Genomic DNA, 16,791 nt, shown 5'->3' on the forward strand with positions numbered 1-16,791 from the left:
TCAGGCGGCGCGCAAGGTGTGCGCCGCCGCCACCATATTGCGCAGCGCCGGCAGCACTTCTTCCCAGTTGCGGGTCTTGAGGCCGCAGTCGGGATTGATCCACAGGCGCTCGGCCGGGATGCGGGTGGCGGCCTTGCGCATCAGGTCCACGATGTGGTCCTGGCTCGGGATGTTCGGCGAATGGATGTCGTAGACGCCCGGCCCGATCTCGTTCGGATAACTGAAGTCATCGAAGGCGTCCAGCAGTTCCATGCTTGACCGCGAGGTCTCGATCGTGATCACGTCGGCATCCATGGCGGCGATCGCCCCGATGATGTCGTTGAACTCCGAATAGCACATATGGGTATGGATCTGGGTCTCGTCGGCCACGCCGTTGGCCGTGATGCGGAACGATTCGACCGCCCAGTCCAGGTAGTCCTTCCATTCGCCGCGCCGTAGCGGCAAGCCTTCGCGCAGGGCCGCCTCGTCGATCTGGATCACGCGCACGCCGGCGCGCTCCAGGTCCAGCACTTCCTCGCGGATGGCCAGCGCCAGCTGGCGGCAACTCACGGACCTCGGCTGGTCGTCGCGCACGAAGGACCAGTTCAGGATCGTCACCGGGCCGGTCAGCATGCCCTTCATCGGCTTGTCGGTCAGCGATTGCGCATAGGTGGTCCACTTGACCGTCATCGCCTGCGGCCGGCGCACGTCGCCGAACAGGATCGGCGGTTTTACGCAGCGCGAGCCATAGGATTGCACCCAGCCGTTCTGGCTGAAGGCATAGCCGTCGAGCTGTTCGCCGAAGTATTCGACCATGTCGTTGCGTTCGGCCTCGCCGTGCACGAACACGTCCAGTCCCAGCGCTTCCTGCTCGCGCACGCAGCGCGCGATCTCGCCGCGCATCGCTTCTTCATACGCCGCCGCATCCAGTTCGCCTTTTTTATGCGCGTTGCGCGCCTGGCGGATCGCCGCCGTCTGCGGGAAGGAACCGATGGTGGTGGTCGGATAGCTGGGCAGCTGGAGCAGGGCGGCCTGCTTCAGGCTGCGTTCGGCGTGGCCGCTGGCACGCTGGCCCAGCTGAGGAGTGATCGCGGCCAGAGCCTGCGCCACTTCCGGGTTCGACACGCGCTTCGAGGCGCGCCGGCGGTCGATCGCGGCGGCATTCTCGACCAGTTCGAGCTGCACCTGCGAGCGGCCATGGTCGAGCGCATGGGCCAGGATGCGCAGTTCTTCCAGCTTCTGCACGGCGAACGCCAGCCAGGCGCGGATCTCGGGATCGAGCGCCGTCTCGTTCTGCAGGTCGACCGGGACGTGCAGCAGCGAGCACGATGGCGCGATCCACAGGCGCTGGCCCAGCTGGCGCTGCACCGGCTCGAGCCATTCGAGCGTCGCGTGCAGGTCGGTCTTCCAGATATTGCGGCCGTCGATCACGCCCAGCGACAGCACCTTGTCCTGGCCCAGGGCGTCGATGACCGGCGCGATCTCGGCGCGGGCATTGATCGCGTCCAGGTGCAGGCCATCGACCGGCAGCGCGCAGGCCAGCGCCAGGTTATCTTCCAGACGGCCGAAATAGGTCGCCAGCAGCAGCCTGGCGCCGCTGTGCTGGAGCGTGTCGTAGGCGCTCGCATAAGCGGCCTGCCAGCGCGCATCGAGTTCGGTGACCAGCGCCGGCTCGTCCACCTGCACCCATTCGATGCCTTGCGTGACGAACCAGGCCAGCAGCTCGGCATACGCCGGCAGCAGGCGTGGCAGCAGGTCGAGCCGGTCGCTGCCATCCTTGGCCTTGCCCAGCCACAGATAAGTCAGGGGACCGACGATCACCGGCTTCGCCTTGACGCCCAGCGTGCGCGCCTGGGCCAGCTGTTCGTCGAGACGCGCGGTGTCGAGCCTGAAACTGGTGTCGGCGCCGAACTCGGGGACGATGTAGTGGTAGTTGGTGTCGAACCACTTGGTCATTTCGCCGGCATGGACGCCGCCGCAGGCGTGGTCGTGGTCGCCCTGGCTGCGGCCGCGCGCGACGCGGAAATAGGAGTGAAGCGCATCGCCATGGTGGCTGTGAGCGCGTTCCGGCACGTTCCCGAGCGTGAAGCTCATGTCGAGCACCTGGTCGTACAGGGAGAAATCGCCGACCGGCGCGAAGTCGAGCTTCGATTGCTGCTGCCAGTGGCGCTGGCGCAGCTGTGCCGCCTGGGCGCCGAGCTCCTGTGCCGTAGCTTCGCCCTTCCAGAAGCGTTCGAGGGCGAATTTCAGTTCACGGCGCGCGCCGATGCGCGGAAAGCCGAGGGTGTGGGTGGTCGTCATGATGGTGTCAGCCTGGTAAAGAATGGATGAGTTCATCATAGGCCGCTTGATTCATGAATAAAATTGGTATGATTTCATCCATCCATTAATTCTGTTCATGTGACATGATCGAACGCATCCACCTGTCCCTTATTCGCGAGGTCGACCGGCGTGGCTCGCTGACCGCCGCCGCCGACGTGCTGTGCCTGACGCAGTCGGCCCTGAGCCATACGGTGAAAAAGCTCGAGCAGCAGCTCGGCACGCCGGTCTGGACGCGCGAGGGACGCTCATTGCGCCTGACCCAGGCCGGGCGCTATCTACTGGCGCTGTCCGAGCGGGTGTTGCCGCAGCTCGAGCATGCCGAGCGCCTGATGCACGAATACGCGCGCGGCGAACGCGGCACCCTGCGCATCGGAATGGAGTGCCATCCCTGCTACCAGTGGCTGTTGAAAGTGGTGGATCCTTACCTGGCCGCGTGGCCCGAGGTTGACGTCGACGTCAAGCAGCGCTTCCAGTTCGGCGGCCTCAAGGCCTTGCACGGCTACGAGATCGATCTGTTGGTCACGCCCGACCCGCTGTTCAAACCGGGCCTGAACTTCGTGCCGGTATTCGACTACGAGCAGGTGCTGGTGGTAGGGAGCGGCCACCGGCTGGCCGGGCGCGCGCATGTGCTGCCGGCCGACCTGTCGGACGACGTCTTGATCACCTACCCGGTCGACATCGAGCGGCTCGACATCTACAACCAGTTCTTCCTGCCGGCCGGCTGCGCACCGCGCCAGCGCAAGCCGATCGAGACCACCGACATCATGCTGCAGATGGTGGCCAGCGGTCGCGGCGTGGCGGCGCTGCCGCGCTGGCTGGTGGATGAGTACGCGGGCCGGATGCCAGTGGCGCCGGTGCGGCTCGGGACCGAGGGCGTGTTCAAGCAGATCTTCCTGGGCACGCGCGAGGTCGATGCCGGCACCGCCTACCTGGAGGCCTTCGTCGACATCGCTCGTCGTACATAGGCAACGCTGGCATATTCGCCACGGTTTACCGGCCGCGCGGCCGGTAACGACTTAACAGGGCAGCAAATAGGTTGACCCGTCGTCACATTCGGCGTATATTCGCGAGTTCTCGTTTTTATTCTGCACATCGTATACGCATTCGCAGCCGCTCCTTTCGTTGAGTGGCTTTCGTCGCCTCCGCTGTCAGTTCTTACGGGACTAGGTTTAGTCCCCGGGCCAGCATGTTCGCCGTCCCGGGTCGTCAATTCAGTAGCAATTTTGTTGGATTAGGAACGATGCCAACCATCAATCAACTGATTCGCAAGCCGCGTGAAGCCGCGGTTGTGAAGAGCAAGTCGCCGGCACTGGAAAACTGCCCGCAAAAACGTGGCGTGTGCACCCGTGTGTACACCACCACCCCGAAGAAGCCTAACTCGGCACTTCGTAAAGTCGCTAAAGTGCGCCTGACCAACGGTTTCGAAGTCATTTCGTACATCGGCGGTGAAGGCCACAACCTGCAAGAACACAGTGTCGTGCTGCTGCGCGGCGGCCGTGTGAAAGACTTGCCAGGTGTGCGTTACCACATGGTTCGCGGTGCACTGGATACCCAGGGCGTCAAAGACCGTAAGCAAGCGCGCTCGAAGTACGGCGCCAAGCGTGCCAAGGCTGCGAAGAAGTAATCTTCGAGGTGCGTGTCATTGACACGTCACATTAATTAGATAAGTTGAGCCGGCCGCAAGGCCGAGTAAGTGAAGGGTCATGAGGACCTTTCGCGAGTGCGGAATCCGCACTCAACTGAAGACAGGAAGGAATTGAAATGCCACGTCGTCGTGAAGTACCCAAGCGCGAGATCCTGCCGGATCCAAAATTCGGCAACACCGATGTCGCCAAATTCGTCAACGTTCTGATGCTGTCCGGCAAGAAGTCGGTTGCAGAAAACATCATCTACGGTGCATTCGAACACATTCAATCCAAGTCGGGCAAAGACCCGCTGGAAGTGTTCACGACCGCGATCAACAACGCTAAACCGCTGGTGGAAGTCAAATCCCGCCGTGTCGGTGGCGCCAACTACCAGGTGCCAGTGGAAGTTCGTCCGGTTCGTCGTATGGCGCTGTCCATGCGTTGGTTGCGCGAAGCCGCAAACAAGCGCAGCGAAAAATCCATGCCGCAACGTCTGGGTGGTGAACTGCTGGAAGCGGCTGAAGGCCGCGGCGGCGCGATGAAGCGTCGTGACGAAGTCCACCGCATGGCAGAAGCGAACAAGGCGTTCTCGCACTTCCGCTTCTAAGCATCAGGACTTGGCTTGGGGCTTTTTGCCCCAATCTAATGTCCTTGCAGTATCTGTTGTTCAGGCCGAGCTCATTTTGATCGTCAAGATGTTGCTCGGTTTTGTCCATTCAAAGATTTAGGAAAAATTATGGCACGCAAGACCCCCATCGAGCGCTACCGCAATATCGGTATTTCGGCTCACATCGATGCTGGTAAAACCACCACCACCGAACGCGTCCTGTTCTACACGGGCGTCAACCACAAGATCGGCGAAGTGCACGATGGCGCAGCGACGATGGACTGGATGGAGCAAGAGCAAGAGCGCGGCATTACCATTACCTCGGCAGCGACGACCTGCTTCTGGAAAGGTATGGCCGGTAACTTCGAGCCTCACCACATCAACATCATCGACACCCCGGGCCACGTTGACTTCACCATTGAAGTCGAACGCTCGATGCGCGTGCTCGACGGCGCCTGCATGGTTTACTGCGCAGTCGGCGGCGTGCAGCCACAGTCGGAAACCGTGTGGCGCCAGGCTAACAAGTACAAAGTTCCACGTCTGGCCTTCGTCAACAAGATGGACCGTACCGGCGCGAACTTCTTCAAGGTCTACGAGCAGATGCGCGCTCGCCTGAAGGCAAACCCGATCCCTCTGCAAATTCCGATCGGCGCGGAAGAGAACTTCCTGGGCGTGGTCGACCTGGTCAAGATGAAAGCAATCATCTGGGACGAAGCATCGCAAGGCATGAAGTTCGACTACCGCGACATCCCTGCGGAACTGGTCGATCAAGCCAACGAATGGCGCGAGAAGCTGGTCGAGACCGCTGCTGAAGCCAGCGAAGAGCTGATGAACAAGTACCTGGAAGAAGGCGACCTGACCGAAGCCGAGATCAAGGCTGCCCTGCGTCAGCGCACCATCGCATCGGAAATCGTCCCGATGATGTGCGGCACCGCGTTCAAGAACAAGGGCGTGCAAGCCATGCTCGACGCCGTGATCGAATACCTGCCATCGCCGATCGACATCCCACCAGTCGCCGGTACCGACGAAGATGACCAAGTGGTCACCCGTAAGGCCGATGACAACGAGAAGTTCTCGGCGCTGGCATTCAAGATCATGACCGACCCGTTCGTGGGCCAGCTGATCTTCTTCCGCGTCTACTCGGGCATGATCAATTCGGGCGACACCGTCTACAACCCGGTCAAGGGCAAGAAGGAACGCCTGGGTCGTATTCTGCAGATGCACGCTAACCAGCGCGAAGAAATCAAGGAAGTCCGTGCCGGCGACATCGCCGCTGCAGTCGGCCTGAAAGAAGCGACCACGGGCGAAACCCTGTGCGACCCTTCGGCTGTCATCACCCTGGAAAAAATGGTCTTCCCTGAGCCGGTCATCCAGCAGGCTGTCGAGCCAAAGACCAAGGCTGACCAGGAAAAAATGGGCCTGGCGCTGAACCGCCTGGCACAAGAAGATCCGTCGTTCCGCGTGCGTACCGACGAAGAATCGGGCCAGACCATCATCGGTGGTATGGGCGAGCTGCACCTGGAAATTATCGTTGACCGCATGAAGCGTGAGTTCAACGTGGAAGCAACCGTCGGCAAGCCACAGGTTGCATACCGCGAAACCATCCGCAAGGCAGTCACCGACGTCGAAGGCAAGTTCGTCAAGCAGTCGGGCGGTCGTGGTCAGTACGGTCACGCAGTCCTGTCGATCGAGCCGCAAGAGCCAGGTAAAGGCTTCGAGTTCGTCGACGCGATCAAGGGCGGTGTGGTTCCACGCGAATACATCCCTGCAGTCGAAAAAGGTGTGCGCGAGACCCTGACTTCGGGCGTGCTGGCCGGTTACCCAGTGGTCGACGTCAAAGTCACCCTGACCTTCGGTTCGTACCACGATGTCGACTCGAACGAAAATGCGTTCCGCATGGCCGGTTCGATGGCGTTCAAAGACGGCTGCCGTAAAGCCAGCCCGGTCATCCTCGAGCCGATGATGGCCGTGGAAGTCGAAACGCCAGAAGACTACGCCGGTTCGGTGATGGGCGATCTGTCGTCGCGTCGCGGTATGGTGCAAGGCATGGACGAAATCCCAGGCGGCGGCGGCAAGATCATCAAAGCCGAAGTGCCACTGTCGGAAATGTTCGGTTACTCGACCTCGCTGCGTTCGGCGACCCAGGGCCGCGCGACCTACACGATGGAATTCAAGCACTATTCGGAAGCTCCGAAGCACGTGATTGACGCCATCGTCACCGCGAAGTCCAAGTAATAGATAATGGGGAGATGGGACGTCCCGTCTCCCCAGTTAAACAAATATATCGTTTCTCTTAAAGGAATCTGGAAATGGCAAAAGGTAAATTCGAACGGACCAAGCCGCACGTCAACGTCGGCACCATCGGTCACGTTGACCACGGTAAAACCACCCTGACGGCTGCAATCGCTACCGTCCTGTCGAAGAAATTCGGCGGCGAAGCCAAGGCCTACGATCAGATCGACGCGGCTCCGGAAGAAAAAGCACGCGGCATCACCATCAACACCGCGCACGTCGAGTACGAAACCGAAAACCGTCACTACGCGCACGTTGACTGCCCAGGCCACGCCGACTACATCAAGAACATGATTACCGGTGCTGCGCAGATGGACGGCGCGATCCTGGTGTGCTCGGCCGCTGACGGCCCAATGCCACAGACCCGCGAGCACATCCTGCTGGCGCGTCAGGTTGGCGTTCCATACATCATCGTGTTCCTGAACAAGTGCGACCTGGTCGACGACGCAGAACTGCTGGAACTGGTCGAAATGGAAGTCCGCGAACTCCTGTCGAAGTACGAGTTCCCAGGCGACGACCTGCCAATCATCAAGGGTTCGGCACGTATGGCCCTCGAAGGCCAGCCAGGCGAAATGGGCGAAGAGTGCATCGCCCGTCTGGCAGAAGCCCTGGACACCTACATCCCAACGCCAGAGCGCGCTGTTGACGGCGCCTTCCTGATGCCAGTGGAAGACGTGTTCTCGATCTCGGGTCGCGGCACCGTGGTGACCGGTCGTGTCGAGCGCGGCGTTGTCAAAGTCGGCGAAGAGATCGAAATCATCGGTATCGTCGACACCGTGAAAACCACCTGCACCGGCGTGGAAATGTTCCGCAAGCTGCTGGACCAGGGTCAAGCTGGCGACAACGTCGGCCTGCTGCTGCGCGGTACCAAGCGTGAAGACGTGCAACGTGGTCAAGTCCTGGCAAAGCCAGGTTCGATCAAGCCGCACAACCACTTCACCGGTGAGATCTACGTCCTGTCGAAAGACGAAGGCGGCCGTCACACCCCGTTCTTCAACAACTATCGTCCTCAGTTCTACTTCCGTACGACTGACGTGACCGGTTCGATCGAACTGCCAGCAGACAAAGAAATGGTCATGCCAGGCGATAACGTCTCGATCACCGTCAAGCTGATCGCTCCGATCGCGATGGAAGAAGGTCTGCGCTTCGCAATCCGCGAAGGCGGCCGTACCGTCGGCGCCGGCGTTGTTGCAAAAATCATCGCCTAATTCATCAGGCCTTGATTGCAGGTAGGCGCTCTCCGGAGCGTCTTGCCGGCACAACGATGGGGACAGACTTTTTGGTCTGTCCCCATCTGTTTGAGCGGGAACGATGCTATACTCCCGCCTCTTGAGCAGTACCGAAGTGACTTGACCACATTGCCGGCAAACAGCCGGAACGTTCTTTAAAGGAAATAGCATGTCCGCTAACCAGAAAATCCGTATTCGCCTCAAAGCATTCGACTACAAGCTGATCGACCAATCGGCTCTGGAAATCGTTGACACCGCCAAGCGTACCGGCGCCGTCGTCAAGGGCCCAGTCCCACTGCCAACCCGCATCCAGCGTTTCGACGTGCTGCGTTCGCCACACGTGAACAAGACCTCGCGCGACCAGTTCGAAATCCGTACGCACCAGCGTCTGATGGACATCGTGGACCCAACCGACAAGACCGTTGATGCACTGATGAAGCTGGACCTGCCAGCTGGCGTCGACGTCGAAATCAAGCTGCAGTAATACAAAATCAAGTGCCGGCGGATGCTTCCGCCAGCGCTGCAAGGGCCGGATCGACCGTTCGCGGGGATCCGGCCCTTGTCATTTGCGACGCCTGGACTGGTCCAGTGACGCAACGGCGGGGTCAAACGATGGGGGCACAAACGACGGGGTCATCACAAACGACGGGGTCAGGGCTGACATTTAGACACGGCCTCGACAACAAACGCTTTTGAAAGCTCAGTTCGTGTTCAAATGTCAGACCTGAGGTGGTCCGGACTTTCTGGACAGTTATTTAGGCACACGGAATGCGGCTTCGACGGCGGCAGGCGTTTGATAGCCCAAGGTTTGATGTAATCGCTGCTTATTGTAGTACGTCTCGATGTAGTCGTTCACCACTGCCATTCCTTCGGCCCTGGATGCAAAGAGGCGGTCGTGCATTGCCTCGTTCTTCAGGTTCGAGAAAAAGCTCTCTGCAACAGCGTTATCCCAGCAATTGCCTTTGCGGCTCATGCTGGGCCGCACGCCGTTCGCTTGCAGCAATTCACGGTAATCGTTCGATCCATAGACGGTTCCCTGGTCGCTGTGGAAGATCAATCCTGCCCTAGACTTTCGCTGTGCCAGTGCCATGTTCAGGGCGGCCATGGGCAAGGTCGTCGCTTGCGTGGCATCCATCGCCCAACCGACGACACGACGGGCAAACAGGTCCAGTACGATGGCCAGATGAAGCCACCCTTCCTTGGTGCGCATGGCTGTCATGTCGCCAACCCAAATCATGTTTGGTGCGGTGACGTCAAAGCGACGCTTGACCAGGTTCGGTGCTGGCGGCTGCACGCGCTGCATCGCCTGAATGGCGCGAAAACGCTTGATGCGAGACGTCTGGATATTCTCCAGCTTGCGCAGCCTCCTGACGCGGTGCTTGCCGCATTTGATGCCTTCGGCATTGAGCAAACGCCACATCTTGACTGCGCCAGGCGCCCAGCGATGCGCTGCGTTGATCCTGACGATTTCGACGCGCAAAGCCAGATCTTCCTGACTACGAAGGCTTGGTGTGGCCTTCTTGTACGCGTAATACAGGCTGCGGCTGATTTCGAGACCATCGCACAGCGCCTTCACAGGAAACTCGTTGCGATGCTCGTCGATGAATGCGTACTTTACTTCTTTAGGCGAGTTAAGTACGCATCGAACTTTTTTAGGATGGCCAGCTCCTCTTGAGTCTTGGCCAATTCGCGCCGCAACTTCTCGATTTCGCTCAGCTCGTCAGTGGCTGGCCTGCCAGGCGCGCGCAGCTTCTTGTCTGGCGCTTGCTTTTCGATCTTGTCGGCCCACTTGTAGAGCATGTTGCGGCGAATACCCAGTTCGATGGCCAAGTCGGTGGCGCTTTGCTCTCCCGAATGCAGCCGCGCTACCGTCGTCCGTTTGAACTCATCGGTATAGGTGGTCCGCTTGCGAGGGGTGGCTTCGGATGAAGCGGGAACGATCTCCCGCTTCGATGGCAACTTCTTGTTTGTCATGTAAATCCTCCCGGGGCACATTGTCCCCTATTCGGAAGTCCATGAAATCCGGATCATCTCAACCTGACCCTAGCTTCGTGACCCTGGCTTCGAGGATGCCAGTGCCCGTAGCAGCCGCTCCCGCCGACCCTCGGCCGGCTGTCGCGCCACGCTCACCGGTACGACGTCCAGCGCGTCAGGCGGACAGCGAACGCGGTCAGGTCGCACTGGAACCGCTACGCGCCAGCGATGACAGCGCGCTGTCGCGTGCGGTGAGAAGGGCGAAGGCCCCGGATTGCCAGACCAAGTATGCCGGCGGCGAAAAGGCCAATATCCTGCTCCTGGTCCCTCTCGCCATCGACACCATCACCGGCAAGGGCTGCAGGTGGTAGCAGCCCTGTCGTACCAGACTTATTTACTGCCCGCTTATTTACTACCCGTCTTCCAGCGCATGCCGAAGCCGTAATGGCGGTCCATCAGCTCGTGCGCACTGGTCATGCCCTGCTGCTGGAAGTACTCCGCCAGCTTGGTGATCACCAGGTTGCCGCCGCGGTTCTCGATCAGCGCGATCGCGCACATGATCTGGCGGTCGCCGCCATCGAGTTTCACTTCGACCGGCGCCTGGCCCGGCGCAGTCACCGTCACCACGCCATTGGTCACGGCCCAGTTGGCCGCGCCTTCGTAGATGAAGGAGAAGATCACCGCGCGCTTGATCTGGTCGAAACGCTCGCCGTTGATGAACAGGTTCTCGCCATTGGCGGCGGCGCCGGTGCGGTCGTCGGCATCCAGTTGCATGAAGGGTTCGCGCTCGTAGTCGCCGAAGGTGTTGCCCAGCGCCTGCACCAGGCCGCGGCGGCCGTCGGCCAGTTCGTACATGCAGCCGAGATCGAGGTCGATGCCGCTGCGGCCCTTGCGCGCCGCGCCGGCCTTGTTGGCCATTTCGCCGGCCTTGTTGGCGAGGTCGCCCGCCATGCTGGTGAGGCGGTCAAGGAAGCCGCCGCCGCGCGCGGCCGACGATGGCGGCGGTGGCGAGGCCGGCGGCGGCGCGATCGCGGCCTGGTTCCAGTTCAGGTTGACGTGGATGCGGCCGTAGCCGCCGCCGGGGCGCTTGTCGAGCGAGACCTTGTCGCCGCGCTTGTCGAGCGTGACCTTGGACAGCGACACCGTGCGTGCCGCGGGTGCGGGCGTTGGTGCGGCAGCAGGAGCAGGCCTGGATGCGGGCGCGGGCGTCGAGGAGCCGGCCTCGGTCCCGCCGAAGTTGGCCAGCAGCGCCGACAGGCCGCCATTGAAACCCTGGCCGACGGCGCCGAAGCGCCACAGGCCATCGCGGCGGTAGATCTCAGCCACGATCAGGGCCTTCTCGTCGCCGAAGTCGGCGCCCGACCACGGGAAGCGCACGGCGCTGCCCAGCGACAGGGAGCTGGCGCCCAGGGTGCGCATGGTGGCCGCGCCGTCGATCGCAGCCACGAACACGAGCTTTGCGATCGAGCTGGGCAGCAAGTCGAGATTCACCGCAAAACGCGCGCGGCCGCCGCCCAGGTCCAGGCGCACCGCGCCTTCCGGGCTGGCCAGCTGGTTGTAGAACACCATATAGCGGTCGTCCGACAGCTTGTCGTTGGCGTCCAGGCCGAAACACGAGACGTCGACCGAGGCGCCGTTGGCGGCGATCTCGACGTCGACGTTGAAGACGTTGCCGGTGCCGAGGTCGGCCAGCTTGCCTTTCTGGCCGCGTCCAAATTGAGTAGTCATGAGGGTTCTCCTTCCAGGAATGGTTTGTGGCCCAGTTCGGCGCGCGAGCCGAACAGGCGGGATTGCTCGAGGGTGCGCTCGGCCCAGGCGCGGTGGGTGGCGACCTCCTGCATCGCGTCGTCCATGCGGAACACCGCCGGGCTCGAGGCGTCGAGGATGGCGCGCGCCACCGCCAGGTCTTGCGGCGTCACCTTGAAGTGCTGCTCGATCGCCGCGATCTGGGTCGGGTGGATCGCGGTCTTGCCGACCATGCCGTGGGCCAGGTCTTCGATCACTTCCTGGTCCAGCAGTTCGGGCAGGTCGAGGTATTCGAACACCGGCGCCGTCAGCATGAAGCCGTAGGGACGGAAGGTCGTCACCAGGCGCGAAATCACCGGCCCGAGCGGCGTGCGGTACAGGGTCATGCCGCGCGGGCGGCGCAGGCCGAGCAGGGCCAGCAGGTCGTTGCCGCCGATGCGCAGCGCCAGGATGCGGTGGCGCACGCCCGGCGCCTCCAGCGCGGCGCGCAGGCCCTGCATCTCGCCGTCGTCGAAGGCCTCGGCCGTCTCCAGGGTCGGCATCAAGACGTGTTCGGTGTGGCGCACCAGCTTGTAATAGCTGTCGAAATTGTGGCGCGTGATCTTGGGCAGCACGAAGCCGGTCAGCTTCTCGGCGCCCGGCATGGCCAGCACGCGCGCCAGCACTTCGGGATTACGCACCCGCACGAAGCGGTCGGCCGCCACGTCCAGGCGCATATTCGCCAGCACCACCGACAGGTTGAACAGCGACCAGGAGAGTTCCCGATCGGCGATCGAATCCTCGGTGCAGAAGATCAGCGAGCGCGCGTGCGGCAGGCGATCGCCGTTGGCGATCGCGGTCAGGTTCTTGTGATTGGCCGGCACGTACAGCGACGCGCCCAGTGATTTAGCCATCCGATGCACTCCTGATCAGGGATACTGCGTGATAGGGAAGGTGCGGGTCGATCTCGACCGGCACCTGTTTTTCTTCGGCCAGCACGGCCAGGTGCGCCACCTCGGTGGCGGCAGGGTCGCGCAGCACGACCAGGCGCGGCACGCGGCGCAGCAGCACGCGCGTGGCTTCGCCGATGCCGGGCTTGACCAGGTTGACGTCGGCGACGCCGTAGCGCCGCATCGCCGCGCCGATATAAGTCTGCGAGCGCTCGCGCGCCGCCGCGGCGTCGATCGGTTCCGTTCGCGGCAGCGTGTCGGATTGCGCCAACGCCAGCGCCAGCCCCACCAGCTCGTCGGCGAACGCCTGCGAGCGGTCCACTTCCGCGAACTGCTGGTAGAACACGCAGCCGTGGAAGTCGTCGGCGCGCATGTCGTCGCTCATGACGGTGCGGCTTACCAGGCCCGACACCGTGGCGTTGAGGATGCTCGACGGGATCAGGTAGTCGTCGCACGAGGCCGCGCAGGCGGCGGCGCCGGCCAGGTCGGACAGCACGTGCAGGCCGGGGTCGATATGGGTGCCGTGGCGCACGTTGAACACCTCGATCGAGCTGGCCAGCTCGCGCGCGATCACGCCCTTGCCGGTCCAGCCGTCGAGAAAGACGATGGAATCGGGCTGGTGCCCATGCGCCAGGATGTGGCGCAGGGCGGCGGCGTCGATGCCGCGGTCGCGCACGATCGACACCGAGTAGTGCACGGCGTCGCGCCCGAACAGCTCGCGCAGCAGGCGGGCAACCACCACGCCGACCGGCGTGCCGGCGCGCGCCAGCGACACCAGCGCCAGCCGGTGCAGCGGGCGCGCGGCGATCAGGCGGGCCAGGCGCAGGCAGTCGCGCGCCATGCGCGCATTGTTGGCGCGGCAGGCCTCGTCGAACAATGCCATGTAGCGCGCGGACGGTTTTGATTCGGGCGACAGCATCTGGCTGTAGTGGCGTTGGCCGCTCTGGATCAGCGCTTCCTTCTCGGCGACGTCGACGAAGCCTTCCTGCGCCAGGCGGCGCAGCAGGAAGCTGACCTCGCCCTTGCGGTAGCTGCCGGAGAAGTCTTCCCAGTCGCTCACAGCGCCCCCACGGTGATGCCGGCGAGCTGGGTGCCGCGCGGGATGATGGCGTAGTCGCAGGCGGCCATGAAGCGCGCGTCCGAGCGGCTGTCGCCCATGCCGAAGGTGACGATCTCGCCGAATTCGCGCTTCAAGCGCGCGGTGATGTGGGCCACCGCGTTGGCCTTGTTCAGCGCCTTCGGCAAGATGGCCAGGTTGTTGCCGTTGCGGTGGATGAAGTAGTCGCGGTCGCCGTCGGCGATCCAGGGGCGCACCACGTCCTCCTCGAGCGGCGCCAGGCGCTCGGCCTGTTTGTCCGGATCCTTCACCACCAAAAAGAACGGGGTGGCGAAATCCTCGATCATGCGCGCGCGGCCGCCGTAGCCGGTGCGCGCACAGTGCGCATCGATGTGGGCGGCCAGCTCTTGCAGGCCGGGCAGGGCGGCATGCATCGCCGTGCGCATGCCGTCCAGCCAGGGTTGATCGACCGCGCCGCCCGGCTCGAGCACCACGCCGCCGTAGTTGATGACGGCGTAGCTGTCGAACGGCAGGGACACGCGGCGCAGGCCGTCGAGGTCGCGCGCGGTGGTCGGGATCATCGTCATTCCGTCCTGCAGCAGGGCCAGGAAGGAACGCTGGGCCGGCGTCGTGTACGAGCAGATGCTGCCGTCCTTGTAATAGGCGGCCGGCGCCAGCGCGTCCGGGATGTCCCGGTGCGCGCCGCATTTGCCGAAGGTCTGGAACAGTGTGTCGTCCAGGTCAGCGAACAGGAACTTCTTCAACGTGGTCCTCGGACTGGAAGTGGAACAGGCGCGCCTGCAGCAGGCGCGCCAGCGTGAACAGCGCCGGGCCGGGCGCGGTCTCGTGGCAGACCAGCACGTGGTCGTACTGGCCCGGCGCGACGTTGTACAGGTAATTGGCAATGCCTTCGCCGTAGTTGTCGGGGAAGGTCAATGCATGGTTCACCGCGCCCCAGGTGAGGATCGGCGAGCGCGTGGTCGACTGCACCACCACGTCGACGCCCTGGCGCTGCAGGGCGGCGCCAAACAGGGTCGAGACGTGCATGAATTCGCCGGTGCCCAGCACCAGCACCCGGCTGCCGGGAGCAAACTCACCGGCCAGGCGCGCCGCCAGCTGCTCCGGCGTCCTCAATGCGCGCGCCGTGCCTAGGCGGCCGAAGGCGGCGCTGGCGCCGCGGTCGGCGTCTTCTTCATAGCGCTGCGCCACGCCCTGGTCGGGCGGCAAGGGGCCTTGCGCGAAGCTGAATTCGCCCTCGACCAACGCGCCGCAGGTAGTCGGCATGCCGAAGCGGGCGTCCAGCGCCTCTGTCGCGGCGCGGCCCATGAAATTGGTGATGGTGGCCAGGTGCACCCGCTCCAGGCCTGGATTCAGGCGGCGGCAGGCTGCGGCCAGGTTGACGAAGGTATTGCCGGTGCTGGCCTCGTCGTCGACCAGCACCAGGGTGCGCGCGGCCAGCAGCAGATCTCGGAGCGCCGGCTCCAGGGGCGTGTGCAGGAACTGGCGCGGCGCATGGCTGTGCGCTTCCTCGAATTCGATCAGGGGGCCATCGCCGACCCGGTAACGGGTGGTGTGCAGGAACAGCGCCTGCTGGCCCGGATGGGCGCGCAGCCAGGCTTCGAACACGCCCTGGCCCAGCCCGATCGCGGTCTCCGCCATGGCGATGAACACCACCGGGCCTTGCACCGCGCCGCCCAGCGGCGGCACGGTCGCGGCCAGGCGCTCGTGCACCATCAGCATGTCGATCGGCTGCGCCGGCCAGTGCTTGCCCAGCACCTTGCTGAGGAACAGGAAGCCGCGCTTGGCGTTGGCGCGCGCGGCAAAGCCGAGCAGGGCGTCGAGTTCGGATGCGCCGCTGTCGATGCGCAGGTCAAGTGTCCCGGTCGGGAGCTCGATACGCTGAACAGGCGTCGGGAGCGGCGCGTTCATGCCAGCTCCGTCGCGACGCTGACTTCGGCCACGCGCATGCCGTGGCGCGGCGCGGGAATCTCCAGACCCTCATAGCCTTCGGCAAAGCCGCGCAGTGCGATGTAGGGCAGGTTGGGGCCGGCCAGGCAGGCCATGCCGATCCCGCCCGACATGCGCGGATTGATCTCCAGCAGGCGCGGACGACCGCCGCCTTCGCGGAACTGGGCGTTGAACACGCCATTCAACTGGTAGTCGGCGGCTAGGTGCGCGGTCGCATCCAGGATGTCCTGGCGCATGTCAATCAGCTGGCCGCTGCCGGCTTGCGGCAGTTTGCGGCGCACCACGGCCGCCACCAGGCGCCCATGGTCGCCCACGCAGTCGACGCTGTATTCGGGGCCGTCCAGGAATTCCATCAGCAGCATGGTATTAAAGGAGTCCAGTTCGCCCAGCCCGCGGCGCAGGTCCTGGTAGCCGATATGGTATTCGACGCCTTTCATCAGGAGCGCGGCGCTGCTGCGTTCCTCGTCGATGATGGCGAAGCCCAGGCCATAGATGCCGTGCGCCGGCTTGACGCACAGCTTCGCATGCTGCGGGCGCAGTTCTGCATAGGCGGCGTCGAACTGCTCCAGGGTCTCGAAGGGGCGGAAGGCCGCCACCGGCGCGTCCGGCAGCACCGTCGCGGCATAGAAATCGGCCTTGTCGTGGATGCGTTTCAGTTGCGCTGGCGGCGCGGCGCTGAGCACGCGGGTGCCGACATCTGCGAAGCGCGCATGTTCGGCGGCCAGCAGGGTGGCTTCGCGGCCCGGCACGAAGACGTCGATCGCGTGGTCGCGGCAGAACGTGAGGCACCAGTCGACGTAGGCGTCGCCTTTCAGGCCAGTGGGCTCGACGTGGAATTCATGGGCCAGGCGCGCGGCCGGCGCATGGCGGTTGGCGTTGCTGTGGACGATGGTGAAACGGCCTTCGGTATCGGCCTCGCGGATCAGCTTGATCGCCGCATTCACGGACGAAAACGTCCTGTTGTACCAGACGCGCATGTGGGCTCTCTTGATGGGTGATCGGCCACTGGCGTGGCGTTGCAGGGTCCGCGCCGGGCGGCGCGGACCGTCAGGGAAGCTCCCTG

General features: G+C 63.3%; 15 protein-coding genes. 6 read left to right on the forward strand and 9 right to left on the reverse strand.

The genetic code is table 11. The features are described from left to right. Complete coding sequence (metE, locus tag SOM61_RS06470) at positions 1-2,280, reverse strand: 5-methyltetrahydropteroyltriglutamate--homocysteine S-methyltransferase (RefSeq protein ID WP_320473336.1); 2,280 nt, start codon at positions 2,278-2,280, stop codon at positions 1-3. 104 nt (positions 2,281-2,384) lie between these two features. Between metE and SOM61_RS06475 the strand changes: the two genes are divergently transcribed. From SOM61_RS06475 to rpsJ, 6 genes are all read left to right on the forward strand, one after another. Beyond that, positions 2,385-3,266, forward strand: coding sequence for a LysR family transcriptional regulator (locus SOM61_RS06475; RefSeq protein ID WP_147936211.1), 882 nt, complete (start codon positions 2,385-2,387; stop codon positions 3,264-3,266). A gap of 275 nt (positions 3,267-3,541) precedes the next feature. After that, positions 3,542-3,925, forward strand: coding sequence for a 30S ribosomal protein S12 (rpsL, locus tag SOM61_RS06480; protein ID WP_005663517.1), 384 nt, complete (start codon positions 3,542-3,544; stop codon positions 3,923-3,925). A 137-nt stretch (positions 3,926-4,062) separates the two neighbouring features. Further along, positions 4,063-4,533, forward strand: coding sequence for a 30S ribosomal protein S7 (gene rpsG, locus SOM61_RS06485; RefSeq protein WP_137172371.1), 471 nt, complete (start codon positions 4,063-4,065; stop codon positions 4,531-4,533). A 129-nt stretch (positions 4,534-4,662) separates the two neighbouring features. Beyond that, positions 4,663-6,768: an elongation factor G gene (fusA, locus tag SOM61_RS06490; protein WP_320473337.1), complete on the forward strand. Its 2,106-nt coding sequence runs from the start codon at positions 4,663-4,665 to the stop codon at positions 6,766-6,768. Positions 6,769-6,842: 74 nt separating this feature from the next. Further along, positions 6,843-8,033 (forward strand): elongation factor Tu, encoded by a 1,191-nt coding sequence (tuf, locus tag SOM61_RS06495; RefSeq protein ID WP_320473338.1) that lies wholly within the window; start codon positions 6,843-6,845, stop codon positions 8,031-8,033. Between the two features lie 190 nt (positions 8,034-8,223). Then, the gene (gene rpsJ / locus SOM61_RS06500; RefSeq protein ID WP_136219921.1) at positions 8,224-8,538 is read left to right on the forward strand and encodes a 30S ribosomal protein S10; all 315 of its coding nucleotides are present in this window, start codon (positions 8,224-8,226) and stop codon (positions 8,536-8,538) included. 267 nt (positions 8,539-8,805) lie between these two features. On the opposite strand, the gene SOM61_RS06505 is transcribed toward rpsJ, so the two are convergent. The 8 genes from SOM61_RS06505 to SOM61_RS06540 all read right to left on the reverse strand — a co-directional run bounded on the left by SOM61_RS06505 (position 8,806) and on the right by SOM61_RS06540 (position 16,705). After that, positions 8,806-9,741 carry an IS3 family transposase gene (locus tag SOM61_RS06505; RefSeq protein WP_320473426.1) on the reverse strand — a complete coding sequence of 312 codons (936 nt, stop codon included), beginning with the start codon at positions 9,739-9,741 and terminating at the stop codon, positions 8,806-8,808. Beyond that, positions 9,669-10,028 (reverse strand): transposase, encoded by a 360-nt coding sequence (locus tag SOM61_RS06510; RefSeq protein WP_320473339.1) that lies wholly within the window; start codon positions 10,026-10,028, stop codon positions 9,669-9,671. Before SOM61_RS06510 ends, SOM61_RS06505 begins: the two co-directional genes overlap by 73 nt. A gap of 405 nt (positions 10,029-10,433) precedes the next feature. After that, positions 10,434-11,756, reverse strand: coding sequence for a TerD family protein (locus SOM61_RS06515; protein ID WP_320473340.1), 1,323 nt, complete (start codon positions 11,754-11,756; stop codon positions 10,434-10,436). Then, positions 11,753-12,667, reverse strand: coding sequence for an HpcH/HpaI aldolase/citrate lyase family protein (locus tag SOM61_RS06520; RefSeq protein WP_123069925.1), 915 nt, complete (start codon positions 12,665-12,667; stop codon positions 11,753-11,755). The genes SOM61_RS06515 and SOM61_RS06520 overlap by 4 nt, the downstream gene beginning before the upstream one ends. Beyond that, the gene (locus SOM61_RS06525; RefSeq protein WP_320473341.1) at positions 12,660-13,763 is read right to left on the reverse strand and encodes a cysteine protease StiP family protein; all 1,104 of its coding nucleotides are present in this window, start codon (positions 13,761-13,763) and stop codon (positions 12,660-12,662) included. Before SOM61_RS06525 ends, SOM61_RS06520 begins: the two co-directional genes overlap by 8 nt. Next, positions 13,760-14,524 (reverse strand): hypothetical protein, encoded by a 765-nt coding sequence (locus tag SOM61_RS06530; protein ID WP_320473342.1) that lies wholly within the window; start codon positions 14,522-14,524, stop codon positions 13,760-13,762. The genes SOM61_RS06525 and SOM61_RS06530 overlap by 4 nt, the downstream gene beginning before the upstream one ends. Continuing rightward, complete coding sequence (locus SOM61_RS06535; RefSeq protein ID WP_320473343.1) at positions 14,502-15,689, reverse strand: phosphoribosyltransferase domain-containing protein; 1,188 nt, start codon at positions 15,687-15,689, stop codon at positions 14,502-14,504. The genes SOM61_RS06530 and SOM61_RS06535 overlap by 23 nt, the downstream gene beginning before the upstream one ends. After that, positions 15,686-16,705 carry an ATP-grasp domain-containing protein gene (locus SOM61_RS06540; protein WP_320473344.1) on the reverse strand — a complete coding sequence of 340 codons (1,020 nt, stop codon included), beginning with the start codon at positions 16,703-16,705 and terminating at the stop codon, positions 15,686-15,688. The genes SOM61_RS06535 and SOM61_RS06540 overlap by 4 nt, the downstream gene beginning before the upstream one ends. Between the last annotated feature and the right edge of the window lie 86 nt (positions 16,706-16,791).

The sequence above is a fragment of the Massilia sp. CFBP9012 genome (assembly GCF_034045115.1).
In the GTDB taxonomy this organism is placed as follows: domain Bacteria; phylum Pseudomonadota; class Gammaproteobacteria; order Burkholderiales; family Burkholderiaceae_D; genus Telluria.